This window comes from Pseudanabaena sp. PCC 9330 (assembly GCF_055795045.1).
This window is the reverse complement of sequence record NZ_JAYFES010000120.1, coordinates 131,534-146,815: the sequence shown is the minus strand read 5'-3', so window position 1 is coordinate 146,815 and position 15,282 is coordinate 131,534. Positions and strand designations below refer to the sequence as shown.

Annotated in this window: 11 protein-coding genes; 9 read left to right on the top strand and 2 right to left on the bottom strand. The window is 53.9% G+C overall.

The genetic code is table 11. The features are described 5' to 3' along the window. The first annotated feature begins 133 nt into the window (after positions 1 to 133). The 9 genes from AC0QKW_RS25520 (at position 134) to AC0QKW_RS25480 (ending at position 12,754) form a co-directional block, all read left to right on the top strand. On the top strand, positions 134 to 886 hold the full coding sequence (locus AC0QKW_RS25520) for a protein-L-isoaspartate(D-aspartate) O-methyltransferase (RefSeq protein ID WP_473153935.1): 753 nt from the start codon (positions 134 to 136) through the stop codon (positions 884 to 886). A 204-nt stretch (positions 887 to 1,090) separates the two neighbouring features. Then, a complete protein-coding gene (locus AC0QKW_RS25515) occupies positions 1,091 to 1,318 on the top strand; it encodes a transposase (protein ID WP_473153934.1) in 228 nt (75 codons plus the stop codon). 513 nt (positions 1,319 to 1,831) lie between these two features. Beyond that, entirely contained in the window at positions 1,832 to 2,608 is a 777-nt protein-coding gene (locus tag AC0QKW_RS25510) for a YebC/PmpR family DNA-binding transcriptional regulator (RefSeq protein ID WP_473153933.1), read from the top strand. A 100-nt stretch (positions 2,609 to 2,708) separates the two neighbouring features. Beyond that, positions 2,709 to 3,317 (top strand): Uma2 family endonuclease, encoded by a 609-nt coding sequence (locus AC0QKW_RS25505; protein ID WP_473153932.1) that lies wholly within the window; start codon positions 2,709 to 2,711, stop codon positions 3,315 to 3,317. A gap of 796 nt (positions 3,318 to 4,113) precedes the next feature. Next, positions 4,114 to 8,889: a hormogonium polysaccharide biosynthesis protein HpsA gene (gene hpsA / locus AC0QKW_RS25500; RefSeq protein WP_473153931.1), complete on the top strand. Its 4,776-nt coding sequence runs from the start codon at positions 4,114 to 4,116 to the stop codon at positions 8,887 to 8,889. Positions 8,890 to 9,016: 127 nt separating this feature from the next. Beyond that, entirely contained in the window at positions 9,017 to 9,688 is a 672-nt protein-coding gene (locus AC0QKW_RS25495; protein WP_473153930.1) for a prepilin-type N-terminal cleavage/methylation domain-containing protein, read from the top strand. A 40-nt stretch (positions 9,689 to 9,728) separates the two neighbouring features. Next, positions 9,729 to 10,736 (top strand): prepilin-type N-terminal cleavage/methylation domain-containing protein, encoded by a 1,008-nt coding sequence (locus AC0QKW_RS25490; protein ID WP_473153929.1) that lies wholly within the window; start codon positions 9,729 to 9,731, stop codon positions 10,734 to 10,736. Positions 10,737 to 10,795: 59 nt separating this feature from the next. Beyond that, on the top strand, positions 10,796 to 11,371 hold the full coding sequence (locus AC0QKW_RS25485) for a pilus assembly FimT family protein (protein ID WP_473153928.1): 576 nt from the start codon (positions 10,796 to 10,798) through the stop codon (positions 11,369 to 11,371). Between the two features lie 45 nt (positions 11,372 to 11,416). Next, complete coding sequence (locus AC0QKW_RS25480) at positions 11,417 to 12,754, top strand: BNR-4 repeat-containing protein (RefSeq protein ID WP_473153927.1); 1,338 nt, start codon at positions 11,417 to 11,419, stop codon at positions 12,752 to 12,754. A 64-nt stretch (positions 12,755 to 12,818) separates the two neighbouring features. Here the strand turns inward: AC0QKW_RS25480 and AC0QKW_RS25475 are convergent, their stop codons facing one another. Further along, the gene (locus tag AC0QKW_RS25475) at positions 12,819 to 14,291 is read right to left on the bottom strand and encodes a lipopolysaccharide biosynthesis protein (protein ID WP_473153926.1); all 1,473 of its coding nucleotides are present in this window, start codon (positions 14,289 to 14,291) and stop codon (positions 12,819 to 12,821) included. After that, complete coding sequence (locus AC0QKW_RS25470; protein ID WP_473153925.1) at positions 14,291 to 14,980, bottom strand: FkbM family methyltransferase; 690 nt, start codon at positions 14,978 to 14,980, stop codon at positions 14,291 to 14,293. The genes AC0QKW_RS25475 and AC0QKW_RS25470 overlap by 1 nt, the downstream gene beginning before the upstream one ends. Between the last annotated feature and the right edge of the window lie 302 nt (positions 14,981 to 15,282).

Genomic DNA, 15,282 nt, shown 5'->3' with positions numbered 1-15,282 from the left:
GTAACAACAGGGTATTACGGCAATCGCCAGGGGTCCCCTCACCTGTATCCAGGAGTACAATTTAAGTAGATTCCCAGGCAAGCTTGATACATCTCGCTACAACCGTTGTCATGCCCTGCGGCAGGAGGTCGTTATGGCCAAGGCCCATTCCGCTATTCATCACCCGTCCGCTCCCGGCGATGCCGATCGCCCGATCGAGCCCACCGCTCCCCAGACCTTTCCAGCCAGGGTAGAGCACCTAGAGCGCTTTTACGCCGAGCAGCGCCACCGCATGGTCGCCGAGCAGATCAAACCCAGGGGCATTACCAGCCCCTGCGTACTCAACGCCCTGTTGACCGTGCCTCGCCATCGGTTTGTACCCAGCCAGGAGGTGTACCTGGCCTACGAGGACGAACCCCTCCCCCTCAGCCACGACCAGACGATTTCCCAACCCTACATTGTGGCGTTTATGGTCGATGCGGCCACCATCCCAAGCAATGGCAAGGTGCTAGAAATTGGCACAGGTTCTGGCTACCAGGCCGCTGTGTTGGCCCAGCTGGCCGACCAGGTTTACACCGTTGAAATTGTTGACTCTCTGGCCCACCAGGCCCACCAAACCCTGGGTGACCTGGGCTATAGCAATGTGCACGTTCGTCACGGCAATGGCTACTTTGGCTGGGCCGAGCATGCCCCCTACGATGCGATCGTGGTCAGCGCTGCCCCCACCCATGTGCCCTCTGCCCTGATCGATCAGCTGGCCCTGGGGGGCAAGCTGGTGATTCCGGTGGGGCGCTTTAGCCAAACAGTGCTGGTCATCACCAAGCACCTGACGGGCATCACGACGGAATACACCATTCCGGTGCAGTTTGTGCCGATGACCGGCGAAGAGCAGGAGAGGAAGACCTGACTAAGACACCTGAAAAAGCTTGAGGGTTCCCTCTGGCGTGGATTGCTCGCCTGGGCGTTACCGCCGACACGGATCTGCGCCTGGCCCGCTACTTTGATATGCCCCCCGGTTTTGGCTCAGTTTTCGGAGAGACTACAACCTGGATGTCGCCGAGGACGAGAGGGGCGATCACCACAATGTCCCTATACTCCGGTCTTTGGCAAGATGTCCTCGGGTTCAATTCCAACGGTTGTTCGTTCCTATAAATCAGCCACTACCAAACGTATCAACGCCCGGCGCGAGGCAGCGGGCATACCGGTTTGGCAGCGCAACTACTACGACCACATCATTCAAAACGAGCGATCGCTCCAGCACATTCGCCACTACACCACAAACAATCCTCTAACCTGGGCTGACGACCAGCTGCATCCATGCAACCCATCAAAATGGTGATGGGTACCTTAGCTATGGCAACAAACTGGGCCTTGATCGGGGTGATCGCGCACAGGGCAGGCTTTTGGCCCAACAGCACCCTATAGCTAGAGAAGCTTTAACCATCAGCCGATCAAGGCTTATGCTGACGCTGCTTCAAAAATTTGCGAAATCTAGCACCTCCGCGACCAGGTCATCTTCTACCAAACCTCAGTTCGGGATAACGCCGTCCCCTCCCTTGGAGGGGTGCCCGTAGGGCGGGGTGGGTCAAAACTGCTATACCGAGTCATTACCTGCATACGTTGATGTTCCGCCGCTACCCCCGACTGACCCACCCCCACCCCTCCCAGGAGGGGACAGCCTGCCTGCTTTTGCAGAGATTTTTTTATCCCGAACTCAAGTTACCAAATACACCGACGCCACAGGCTGCACACTGTAGGGCCGATCAACTTTTAGATGCAGACAGCTAGCGCTCCTGCTACATAGATCGCTAAGGCGATAAAATCGATCTCGCAGTCTACTCGTCTGTGAGGCATGGCAGGGCATAGTAAATGGGCTAACATCAAGCGCCAAAAAGCGCGAGTCGACGCCGTCAAGGGCAAAATCTTTGCCAAGATGTCGCGAGAAATCATTGTGTCAGCGCGTCTAGGTGGTGACCCGGCGGGCAACTTTCAACTGCGCACGGCGATCGACAAGGCCAAAGCTGCCGGGGTGCCCAACGACAATATCGATCGCGCGATCGCCAAAGGGTCTGGCAATCTCGGTGCCGACGACAACTACGAGGCCATTCGCTACGAGGGCTACGGCCCCGGCGGCATCGCCATCTTGATCGAAGCGCTCACCGACAACCGCAACCGCACCGCCGCCGACCTGCGTGCCGCCTTCAGCAAAAGCAACGGCAACCTGGGCGAAACCGGCTGCGTCGGCTGGATGTTTGACCAAAAAGGCGTGGTCACCATCGCCCACCCCGGCGACGAAGAAGCCCTGCTCGAAGCCGCCATGGAAGTCGGTGCCGAAACCTACGAACTCACCACAGTGCTGGGCCGCCGCGACGAAGAAATGCCCGCCGCCGAGCTATTTTGCGATCCCGCCGATCTAGAAACCCTCGACACTAGCCTCAAGGCCCAGGGGCTAACCGTCCACCAGGCCGAGCTGCGCTGGCTCCCTAGCAATACCGTCACCGTTGACGACCCCGACCAAGCCCGCCTGCTGGTCAAGCTGATGGATGCCCTAGAAGACTTAGACGATGTGCAGTCGGTGACGGCCAACTTTGACATGGCAGAAGAGCTGATGGATGCGATCGCCGCCTAGCCTAGATTATTCACCAACCTGTCAATCAGCCACTGTCACTCCCGTGAAAAATGGCGGGGTGGGTCTCTTATAGTTGTATGGTGTCTCGCAGGTAGCTGCTATGGTTCAAGTCGCACCCCTCACCATGGCCTTTGACGACTTTCTGGCCTGGAAGCCAGGCACGGGTCGTTATGAACTGCACAATGGAGTGGTCGTTGAGATGCAACCTACAGGGCCGCATGAACAGGTGGTAGGTTTGCTAAACCGTAAGCTCAACGCCCTGATCGATCGCGAAGATTTGGCTTACTTCATTCCTAATACTGCCCTGGTACGGCCCCTGGGCTACGATACGGGCTACAAGCCTGACGTGCTGATGTTAGACACAGCGGCTCTAGCCCAAGAGCCGCTTTGGGAGCGTGAGTCTGTGATTACCCTCGCTGACTCGGTCAAGCTCCTAGCTGAAGTGGTCTCGACCAACTGGCCCGACGACTATGCCCGCAAGTTTGAAGACTACGAGGCTATGGGCATCGCCGAATACTGGATCGTTGACTATAAGGGGCTGGGAGGTCGGCGTTACATTGGTACGCCCAAACAGCCCACCATTACCATTTGTACTTGGGTCAATGGTCTTTACGAAACCCGCTTGTTTCGCCGGGGCGAGGCTCTGGTATCTGCCAGTCTGCCTCATCTGGTACTCACGGCAGATGAGGTCTTTCAGGCGGGAGCGTAATACCAAATATTATCTGTATACCCCCGGTTTTTAGGGGCACTGCGCTGCTCCCTACGAGGTCGGTTTCGCATCGGGGTTGTGTAATTTAGGTCTGGTATAAGAGCTGGCTGAGCAAGAAGACACCACCTTTGATCGAGCGCCCATAGCCAATCTAGGGTGAGCACCGCCCACTATAAGAGCAACTATTTTGCAAAAATCGCGATGCGCTGGAGTAGAGCCGATCGCGCCACTCTCGGATCCGGCCCTGGCAGCCTTTGCGTGTGCCGACAGCTTGCTGACGTAAAAAATCACCTAAATTCGATTAAGTATCGAAAAAATACTCAGTACACACTATGAAGTTCTCACTAAGATAGAAGCCTAAGGAGCATATGACCAAAGGCTAGTCGGCTGTCTCTAGCAAGACTCACACTTGGCAAACAATTGTTTCGCAACCCACTGTTTCGCTAGCCAGAGCAGGGGTTAAGCCCCCAGGCTGTGGCTCTCGGCCAGCGATCTTTTGCAGTGTGATCGTTTGATCACATCAGTTGGGTAGCTTAAACATAAACCCTGCTGGCTACGTAGAAACACTCTTGCCTGTCCCAGCTTCTAAAATTGCTTCATAAATTGGCCCATGGAGCACCCCCGTATACCTGTGAGCAGGTCGGCCCTTAGGGGCCAACTGCCCCAGGTTGATTAAAATAGTTGTCGTTGTAAGGCTACTGCCCCCTTATCGAGCCCTACCCCACGCGAGTTTCCAGGTTTTGTAGTTTGGCAAATCGGTCTTAGAACTATGCATCGTCACCCACTGCGACAAGCTTTGCGGCTTCCTAAAGCAGCACTCAAGCGATTGATTACCGGGCTGCTACAGCTGGTGCTGTTGGCCAATCGACCGGCCCGGTTGGCTCGGTCGGGTTTTGTGCTGCCTACCACGGTGCTCATGGTGCTCATGGTGGTGCTCACCGCTACGGCGCTGACCTATCGCTCGTTTACCCGCAGCGATATGGCGATCTCGCAACGAGAGCAGCAGGTGATTTCTAATGCCACCACCCCGGCGATCGACCGCGCCAAAGCCAAACTCGAGTTCATGTTTCAGAACGATCGACGCTTTCCTAGCGGGGTGCCCGCCAGCGACATTCTGTCTGATCTCATGCTGGTGCGCAGAGGCCCCAACGCGTCTAATGGGGTCACCAACCGCGTTCCGCCCCTAGACGGAGCCAACGACCCCTACACGCTGCCTGGCGAAACTCGGGTTGACATCAACCGTGACGGTGTCTTAGACAATGCCTGGCAGTTTACGACCGATATCAACGGCGACGGCGTTGTCGCCCCAACCGAAATCATTGTCTATTCTATTTTGGTTGACGACGCTGGCCCCGGCACGGGCAACGCAGTTCGCGTTGAAGGCCCCGTCAGCCAGGCCAAGGCCAACGCCCTGGTTACCCGTACCGGCCCCTTGGCTACCACTGAGGCCAGCCCAGCCTGTGCTGGTGCCATCGCCGAAGGAGGCTGGCAGGTTGTGCAGCAGGGTACCAACTCCACCCTCCAAAAGAATTTTCAGGTCAATGCCTTTGTTGCGAATGCTAACAACGCCAATCGCACCTTTGAGACCTTAGAGTTTCAACAGTCTCGTACAGCGGCACGGGCCAACAAATGGGGTGCATGGTTTCGCTATGACCTCGATGTATCTCCCGGCCCAGAGTTTAACTGGAACGGTGCTATGCACACCGATGGCAGTCTATTTTCCTTTGCTGCTGGTGATGGCCTCAGATCGCACATGGTCAGCTCCCACAACTCCTGTCTTTACAGCGAAGAAGCCTCCGAAATTTCCGTTGGTGATGGTGTACCAGGGTTTCAGGGCCAGGCTGTCAGAGGCAGCATGCGCGATGACAACACTACCGGTGGTGGTGATACCACCTTCCACGTGTGGAATGGTCGCAACCAAGCCCCTATTATTAACCGCAATCTCACCAACACCACCGACTCGGTCAGAACCACTAACAGCAATAATGCTCGTCCCTCAGACATCGCCATCAACCCCCTGGTGCTGTTTACCCAAGACACCACTCAACACATCAACCCCGCAGCCTGGCAGCGCGACCCCGCTTGGGATAACCCAAATAACGACAACTTTAGACGCCGTGCCCGCATCATCAACGATGCCGTAGCCCGTCCCTTTGTTGACGACTTCTTTCGTGCTGACAACCGCTGGGGGCCAAAACCGCGCTACGACAGCCGCGACACCTCTCTAGACTTGGTGACCCAGCCCGCTGCGATTACCTCGGGTAGCCCCATTGTCGATATCGGCAAGCTAACCGACGAACAAAATGGCTTTGATGGCTATTGGGAGCGGCAGGCCATCAGGTCTGGGCTGCGCCTCATTATGGGTCAGCGCCTAGAACTCGGCAACGTCAACGGCTGGAACTCTAGCCCCGTTGGTGCCGCATTGACCGCCAACAACGGTGGCGACCCCCTTTACCCCGCCAAGGTCACACCCGCTACAGGACGCTACGGAGAATCTCACGAGTACTTACAGCGCAAAGCTCTGCGCGACAATCTAGCCGCCGTTCAGGGGCTCACTGTATATCACTACAGCCGAGATAATGGTCAGTTTCCCGCTGCCTGCATGGCGATGACGGCCCACCCCGGCACCACTCAAACCATTGTTAACAGCCGTACCTTTGGTACTTATGACACAATAGGGTCTCGCAGAGTTAGCTTTCTCACGGGTGAAGGTACCAACGGTTGGGAATTCCAGTTTCCGGCAGCGTTTGATACTGAAATCAAGTTTGCGACTGAAATTGGCAATAACCAACCCCTCGGTATTGCCCTTCGAAACTTGGCCCGTTTTGCTGGCGACCCTCTGGGTGGTTCACCTTCCTTCCAGCCGCCCCTAGATAACAACGTACACCCGGCCCCTTACCTCAACATGTGGGGCGATTTTTCACCCCTGCGGCGCATCTTTGTAGACTATCTTGATGCCTCTCCGGCTGTCACCTACGATGACCTTAGCCCAGCTGACAAAGCCACACTGCATAGTGCGGCCTGCACCGTCAGCCTATTAGCCTACAACATCGATCGCGAAATCGCCGAATACGAAGCCCTCTATGGCTCAAACTTCAGCTCAACCCTGACGAGCATTACTACCCGTACTGGTAACCTCATTCAGACTGTTATTGACTACATGAGTAGTCCTTCAGCTAGCTTGACCGGCCAAGACAGTGCAGCCATTTTGGCTACCCTTACCAGCCGCAACCTTCACCAAGCTGGATGGCTAGCTAAATGTCCTACTTACACTCCGGCTACTTTCACGTCAGCTAACGGTACATCCGCTTGTGGTGTGGCAGCATACTTTGCTTCCTATAGACGTGCAGACTGGGTAGCCATGCTGCCCTACGGCCCTGGAAATATTGACGTTGCCACAGCCACAACGGTGCTAGATGACGTCGCTACCCGAGTAAACCGGCTCAGCCGTCTCATCCGCGATCGCGACTTGGGCTTTAGAAGAGGCCTTGCCGTTAACGATGTCACCTTTACCGCTGCTAAGCGTGTTGATTGGTCGCCAGCGACAGGTTTAACTGAGCTGGTTGGGCCTCAAAGTAATGCCAACCAGTATCAATTTAAGATCGCATGCGACCCCAACATATTTCGCCAGGTTGGCCCTGCTGGTGCTGGGGGCGATCGCAACGTTGCTATTGCTGGTCTAATTGCTTGCAGCGACAGAGTGGACGAGTCTGTTCGCTACCCATCCCTATACTATCTTTTCCCCACGGTTGCCCACGACCACGACGGCACTGACTACCACCAGCAGCCCGATGGGGTGACGTTGCCAGCGGCTACTCAAGAGCCTGAAGAATACATTACCAACCCCTACGTGACGACTGTTAACCCCACAGCGGGCAACCCACCGACGTACCGGATTGTTGGTGCCAATGCTGTCACTGGTATCAGTGCTATTGCTGCTGTCCCACGACCAGCTACTCCTGCTGATTGGACAGTGCCAGCCTCAACCGGCACAGCGCTAACCACAGCCAATATTAACGCCCGTCGCTTTGACATCAATATTCCGGGCGGTGCCATTCAAGTGCCCTTCCTCGACAAGGGTGTCTACAACGGGCGCGAACAGCTCAATGCCCGCGTGCTAGATATCGATCTCGATGCCCTCAGTCAGCGCACTGTGCCTAGCCCTGGCAGCGATCGATGGCTTGCATTCAACCCAGACCGACAGGGCGAGGGCGTCGTCTACGCCTTTAGAGAAGACGCCGTGCGCGAAGACGAAATCGTTCGCCCCAAAAATGCCCTCGGCACTGTCACATCCGACTTCTGTGCCACCCTCAACACAGCAACCCCTAGACGATTTAATATCGAAACCGATGCCAACTGCCGCATGCAGGTAGCGCCAGGAACCACTCCTGTGTTCCAAGACCCACCTCTGACGGCCAAGCGCATCAGCCTCAAGCCCGTAGACTTTGTGGCTGACCCCCAGCGCCGGGTGCATGGCTTTAGGCTCCGTACCGCCAGCGGCAACCCCGCCGACTTGAGCGGCCCCGCCACCCCCAACGGTGCCCCAGGACCTCGCCTCACCGGCATGACCTTTATCAGCGACAACAGCGTCTACATACAGGGCGACTTCAATCTCCATAGCACCACTAACACCAGAGCCAATATTGTCGAAGAGTTCACCACGACTCTCTACAACCAAACCCTTGCCGCCGCCTTTGGCCTACCCTTCTACAACAACCGCACCGCAGCTCAGCTCAACCTCGACACCTTCGCTACCTTTACCCGAGACCACTGGCGACCGGCAGAGATTTTGGCCGATGCCATTACCATTCTCTCGGGCGACTTTAGAGACGGTGCCGTAGAAGATGGGTTTGTGCTAGCTACTCCTGGCGGCAACGGCGGTGGTACCTCTTCCTACATGAACCAAAACCGCCCTACCCTGGCGGCCAACCAGACTAACTGGGTGCGAGAGAGTAGTGGCACTGGTGCCCCTGTGTGGGTCGACCGCAATGGCACCTACTACCGTAGCGCTGCTGGCACTCCCGCCATTCAGCCCTTCTACAGCGTCTACAACACAGACGCCCTCTGGACCAGTTTTACAAGTAATGCATCGCGCGATCGCAATAAGCAAAGTGCGGCTCAAACCTTTGTCAATGCCACCTTCATTAGTGGTTTAGTGCCCCAACGACCCCAGCAAGGTTATGGCGGCCTGCACAACTTTGTCCGTTTCTTAGAAGACTGGGATGGCACACAGCTTCATATAGCCGGGTCGTTTATTCAGCTCAATTTCTCTACCAATGCCACCGGCCCCTTTGAGCACGACGCCTGGCACCCCACCCAAGATCCTGATGGCAACGAGCGGCTGGGCTACTATACCCCCCCGCTGCGCCGCTGGGGCTACGATGTAGCGCTGCTCTACGTGCCACCGGCCCCCGCTGCTCGCCGCTTCGTCAACATCGGTGCCCCCCGCAGCGAGTACTACCGCGAGCTGCCCGCCGATGACCCCTACATCGTCAACCTCCGCTGTGCTAACAGAGGAACTGCTACGGACTTCGTCTTTGACGCCAGTATCCGAGGCACCTGCCCTGCCTAGCAGCTAAGCGTCATGCACCCTCTACCTAGGGGTTGCATGACGCCCTCTCTGGCCCCACACTCCGGCACCTTAAGCTCACCAAGGCCTAGTTTTGACCAAGTATCGGCAACCTGGAGATCTCTAAACTGTGATTACCCATCGGCTCAAACAGTATCTACACACTTCCCCCAACAGCCATGGCCTCACCCTGATTGAGTGTCTGGTTGCCATCATCATGGTCGGGCTGGTGGGCAGCGCCATTGCCCCAGCCCTAGTGATCTCGGTTGCTACTCGGGTACAAAGCCAAAAAGCTGAGCAAGCCCTAGAGCTAGCTCAAACTGAAATCGATAGGGTGCGACTGCTGGTCGAGCGGGGCGAGGCCAACATCAATACCCTACCGGCATCTGTGCCCTTTACCGGTGCCTACAATGCCGACAACAGAGTAGCCCTGGCCCCTGGCCCCGTCTATGGTGCCCCCGTCGCCAGCCCCACCGCCACCCAGACCCGCCTTGCCTCGCTAAATGGCCACGATTTTGCCGTACAGGTTTACCGCACTCCAGGCAGTTTTGTGGGCAGTGTTCCGGTGAGCTTTCAAATGGGCGTGCGCGTGTACGATCGCAACGCGGTAACAACAGGTACCGGCAACCTGTCAGCTCAACCTGCTTCCCTAGGCATGTCGGGCGGCTTAGGAGAGCGCGCTAGTCGCCCTCTGGTGGCTCTCTACACCACCATTACACCTGGCGAAAGCGGTGACTCTTTATGTAGGTACATTCGATACCTCGACAACGCTGCTTCGGTGCCTATAGGCTGTGCCAATTAACTAACAGATTTTAAGTTACTCACCCCTTTGGGAAACCCCAATGTTTAAGAAAACTGTTCAAAACTTAGTCTCAAGGCGATCGCGACCAGCTACGGCAGCACGGCAGAGCGGGTTTACCCTGACTGAGTTACTGATCGCCATTGTGGTGGGGTCGTTGGTCATTGGTAGCCTGCTCTACATTGTTATAGAGCTACTCCAGATCAACCGGCGAGAAGAGGTGCTCACCCAAACCCAGCAAGACATGCGCCGAGCCATTGACTACATCACCCGCGATGCCAGCGAGGCCGTCTATATTTACTCCACCCCCAATGCTGTAGTCGACCAACTCGACAATTTTCCTCGCGACAACACCGAAGTGCCAGTCTTGGCTTTTTGGCGACTTGACCCCCTCGAACCCAATAGCGCCAGCGCCCAAGGATTCTTTCAAAATAACCCGGTTTGTTCTACTGCATTTGCTGGCAATGTGGCCAGAATTAGCGAGTGCAACACCCTAAAAGTGCGCCAGGGCTTCTACACTTTGGTGGTCTATGCTCAGCAGCCCAATGGTGCCAACGATTTTTGGCGCGGCCCCGCCAGAATTGTGCGCTACGAGCTACCAAAATACACTGCGGGCGGGCTGCCTACCATGACTGTCACCCAAGGATATAGAGACCCTACCAGCGCCACCAGCAGCTTTGAAAACTGGACAAAAATTGCTGGACAAACCACACCCCGCAACAGCAACGGTGTCAGTAATCTAGTCGTACTCACCGACTTTATTGATGCTACAGACGCTAGCTTGGGCGCTGAGTCTTGCCCAGCAGGCTACCTCAAAAGCCCTGCCGATGCCAATAACTTTTTTGCTTGCGTACTCACCAATACAACCGGCAGCAATCCTGCCGACCCTGGCTTGGTCTCTGGGCGCAATCAGACGTTAATTTTGTTTTTACGGGGCAATGCGAGCACCCGGGGCTCTGGCATTACTGCTTTATCAGATGCTGGACGCCTGCCGACGCTAAGGTCTGAGGTATTGATTCGAGGCGTCCTAGACAAACAGCCTGGTCTATAGTCTTAGGGGTGATGTTCTACAGGGTTAGCTTGGGTTGATTGTTTATTTTGGGCCACATCATGAAGCACCGACTTACACCAGTCAAAAGCACTGAAGCAGGATTCACCGCTATAGAACTCCTGGTCGTTATCATTATTATCGGTGTGCTGGCTGCGATCGCCGCCCCTAGCTGGCTGGGGTTTCTCAACCGGCAACGGGCCAGCGCCGTGCGCAGCGACCTGGTGGCAACCCTAAGAAACACCCAGCAAGACGCTATTCAGCGGCGACAGTCGCGGCAGGTAAGAGTTCTTACCAACACGGCGACTACCCCACCAACTGTAGAAACTGGCCCTGTAGGTTCTGCTGGTCTACCGCAAATCTTGGCTAATGATGTCAGTAACAGAGGTAGAGTCATTCTCGGGGCCTACAGGTTTCGACCCCAGGCAAACGGCACTCTGATTAGAGACACTACCCCTGTTGATACCATCGCCTTTGACTACCGGGGGCTACCCACTGACAGAGCGAATTTGCCCTTTGTCATCACTATTACCAGTGAGTCTGGTGCTACGCAGTGCGTCATCGTCGCCAGCCTGCTGGGTAGTATAAAAACTGCTGACGGTGCAACTTGCGACAACCCTGCTGTGACTCTCAACTAACAGCCTAAACCCTCAGAGTTGCACTGTCGGCCTATTAAGGTACCCATGATTGACCATTTCAGAGTGCGCGGTAGTCTTGGCTTTGCCCTGATTGCTGCGCACCTTTTTCTTCCTGCCTGTGGAGTTTTAGATCTATCTGGAGGGAGTTTTAACAACCGTGTTGCTGTCGAACCTACTAACGCTGTTGCACTTACTGATGATGGCGCTTGGTGCTGGTTTCAAGATCCTCGTGCTGTTTACATATCAGGAAATAAAAACAGAACCTACTCTGGCTGGATGACCAAAAACGGTCAGCTACAGGTCGGCGCTTACGATCACGATACTGGTCTCACAGAGATTGTCACCATCAAAGAAGACTGGGGCATCAATGACCACAACAACAACTCCTTTCTAGTACTGCCCGACAACCGCGTTATGATATTTTATACTCGCCATAACGAGAGGGGTTTGTTTAGCAAGACAACGCTAAAACCAGAAGATATTACTCAATGGTCTGACGAGGTCACCATTTCAAACGCCGACAGAATTACCTATAGCAATCCGGTCTATCTACGCCAAGAGCAGCGATTTTATGTTTTCTGGCGAGGCGAAAGCTGGAAACCAACATTCTCTACGTCTACCGATGGAGTCACCTGGAGTCCCCCGCAGATACTTGTGCAAGATGAAGGACGTGATGGCTTAGATATACGCCCATACTTAAAAGTAGTTTCCGATGGAGAGTCAGAGATTCATTTTACGTTTACTGATGGTCATCCTAGAGATGAACCAGAAAACTCTGTCTACTATGTCAAATATAGAGATGGAAATTTTCTGAGGGCAGACAACACGCTTGTTAGTACCATTGAAAACTTGCCAATTCGTCATAGTCAGAGTGACGTTGTGTTCGATGGCAATGCTCATGGAGTAAGAGGGTGGGTATGGGATATCGCATTAGATTCTAAGGGCAATCCTGTGATTGCTTATACGCGCCTACCCAAAACGACTGATCATCGCTATCACTATGCCTACTGGAACGGCAGTGCATGGCTCGACCACGAGATTACTCCAGGAGGGGGGTGGTTTCCTCAAACCCAGCTTTTCTCAACAGAAAAAGAACCCCATTATTCCGGGGGCATTGCAATTGACCATGCCAATCCTACCGAAATCTATCTATCAAGAGAAATTGACAAGGTTTTTGAAATTGAAAAATGGGTAACTGATGACTATGGTAAAACCTGGTCCTCGATAGCTGTAACCCAGCAATCTAGCCATAATAATGTGCGTCCAGTCGTACCCAGAGGTCAGACCGCAGACACTGACTATGTTCTCTGGATGAGTGGCAATTACATCCATTACACAGATTATTCCACCGGGATCTTTGTCAACACCTCAGAAAATAAGTAAGCAGACCAAAAACATATATTTTCTAGTGATCGTTGTCTTACTCCAGCATCACATCGAAGAGCAGTTATGAGTTCTCTGACTCTTTTGGGGGAGAAGTTTTAAGCATTATCTGCACTATCTCAATAATTTTATCAAATAGCTCAGGAGCCAGCAGGCGGATCGCAAGGCCATAGGTAATGGCACCTACTAGGGTACCTGCGACAATCAGCCCCAGTGGATGGAGGTAACTGCTTAAACCTTGCCTGACCAAGAAAACAGCGGCGGCCATAATCAGAGAACATACACCTGGGACAATAAAGACTCGAAAATACTTACCCAACTGATCGGGCATAAGTTTGCAAATGGCCCATTGGCCAATAGGAAAAAACAGATAAGCACGAATTACCGTCGCTAGGGCAACAGCAAAAATGCCCCACCGATAGGAAATGGCAAACGCTAAAAAACTCAGCAAAACCTCCAGACTGGTTAGCCAAAACAGCCAGTTAGCCTTGCCCATGGCAATTAAAACCGAGCCCTTAAAGAACGTAATCGAACGCAAAATACCCAGCAGCGCCAGCACCTGCATGAGCGGCACAACCGGGAGCCACTGCTCGCCAAATAAGACCTTCACCAGCTCTGGTGCCAGTACCGCCATGCCCAAAAACGTAGGGGTAGCCAAGGTAATGGTCAACTGAGTTGCCGAGTAAAAAGCGCGCCGAAAGCGCGCCGGGTCTTCTTGCAGACGAGAGAAAGTAGGCAAAGCAACATCCTGACTAGTCCTAATCAAAATTTGGGTCATGGCATTGAGCACCCCATAGGCCACCGTGAAATAGCCCAACTCTGTCGGACCAAAGACATACCCCACCAAAAAATCGTTGGCACGGGTGCTGAAAAAATTCAGGTAATTAACCCCCATGATGTGCATGCCAACCCCAAACAGATCGCGAAAATGCCGCATTGACACCCTCAAGGTCGGTCGCCAATCGCTGTAAAACCACAGCGTCAACATGCCGATAACTTCAGAGACCATCTGCTGACCGACCAAACTCCAGACGCCCCACCCCTGTAAGGCCATGGCAATGCCTACACCACCACCAGCAACGGTGGCAAACAACCATCGCGCCGCGATCAACTTGTACTCAAATCGACGCTCTAAGATCGATTGCTGCAGCTGCCCCAGAGCCGACACCACAAACAAAAGCGAGAAACACCGCAAAATCGGTGTCAACGCTGGCTCCCCAAACAGCTGAGCCACCGGCCCAGCGATACCGATGCCCACCAGAGTCAGACCCAGGCCAATAGCGAGGTTGAACCAAAAAGCAGTATCGAGGTGCTCAGGCTCCAACTCTTGCCGTTGGATGATCGCCTGACCAAACCCCTGGTCTAAAAACAGCCGCATAAAGACTAGAAAAACATTGGCCAGGGCCACTAACCCAAAAGCCTCTGGCGATAACAGCCGCGCCAGCATAAAAAAGATGAGCAATGACCCAATCTGGCTGCCCCAGTTTTGAATGGCAGACCAAACTATGCTGTTAATCGCCTTATGTTTAATGCTCATTAAATATCAAAGCAGTTGCCAGGTCGATAAAAAAGTGTGGCGCTACAGCTTTTCTTATCGATAACTTTTGCCCCTTCAAAGGTGAGCGCTTTAAAGCCATGGCTCTTGGCAAACGCGATCGCCTCTTGGTAGTAGTCTCTTTGTGAGTCATCGAGCAAAATGACGCCCCTAGCCGATAGGGCTGCGATGCTTTGCTTGACACAATTTACCCTATCTCTGCCATCCACTATAACCACATCGTATAAATTGCCAGTAGAGGCGATCGATCGACAGTATTTCCCGTCAACATCGTTTTCTTGAAAGATGAGCGTCACATTTTCGGGAAGCTGTGGCTTGAGAGTATCAAACCAATCTTTGTCAAACTCTACCGAGGCGATCGACTTGACTCGGGAAGCAAAAAATAGGGTGGAGTAACCGCTGCCAAACTCAAACAGCGTCAGGTCTGGGGTGAGGCGTTCTTCAAGCAACCTGGTAGTCGGCACATTCATCCAGGGCACCAAATTACCATCGGCGTCTAAAGGCTTATTTTCCCAAGTACTCCGCATCCAGCCCATGGAGTAAAGAAAAGAGTTTTTATTAGCGATCAATCGTGCGTAGGCCATGTAATACAGAAAAGGCCTTGGAAATAATCGCTTAATTAAATTCTCCATATCCACACTCTTATAATGCTTTTGTGATACTCCAGTCATGGTTGCACTCACCCGTGTATAAGGGTAACCTGACACCACCCGTTCTTACTCAATGCGGACTCTGGGCTCCTGACGATTTTGCGGTTAACTTCAGAGGTGTACAGCGACCCGTGCTACATCCATCTTCTAACAGCCCAGTGTGGGACGGTTTACCACACACTTATAAAGATACAGGGGTGAGCCACTCCCTAGCAGCACTATGCCTTTGTGGCAGAATGGAAATATGTGGGGGAAGGGTAAGTTCCTCAATCCCACTGCGAAAACCTCAACCTTGAAAGTGTACAGATCACTCAGCGTAGCTG

Excerpts from the sequence above, each read along its gene's own strand:
- AC0QKW_RS25480 (WP_473153927.1), top strand. The coding sequence starts at position 11,417 with ATGATTGACCATTTCAGAGTGCGCGGTAGTCTTGGCTTTGCCCTGATT.
- AC0QKW_RS25520 (WP_473153935.1), top strand. The coding sequence starts at position 134 with ATGGCCAAGGCCCATTCCGCTATTCATCACCCGTCCGCTCCCGGCGAT.
- AC0QKW_RS25470 (WP_473153925.1), bottom strand. The coding sequence starts at position 14,980 with ATGACTGGAGTATCACAAAAGCATTATAAGAGTGTGGATATGGAGAAT.
- AC0QKW_RS25505 (WP_473153932.1), top strand. The coding sequence starts at position 2,709 with ATGGTTCAAGTCGCACCCCTCACCATGGCCTTTGACGACTTTCTGGCC.
- AC0QKW_RS25490 (WP_473153929.1), top strand. The coding sequence starts at position 9,729 with ATGTTTAAGAAAACTGTTCAAAACTTAGTCTCAAGGCGATCGCGACCA.
- AC0QKW_RS25515 (WP_473153934.1), top strand. The coding sequence starts at position 1,091 with ATGTCCTCGGGTTCAATTCCAACGGTTGTTCGTTCCTATAAATCAGCC.
- AC0QKW_RS25485 (WP_473153928.1), top strand. The coding sequence starts at position 10,796 with ATGAAGCACCGACTTACACCAGTCAAAAGCACTGAAGCAGGATTCACC.
- AC0QKW_RS25510 (WP_473153933.1), top strand. The coding sequence starts at position 1,832 with ATGGCAGGGCATAGTAAATGGGCTAACATCAAGCGCCAAAAAGCGCGA.
- AC0QKW_RS25475 (WP_473153926.1), bottom strand. The coding sequence starts at position 14,291 with ATGAGCATTAAACATAAGGCGATTAACAGCATAGTTTGGTCTGCCATT.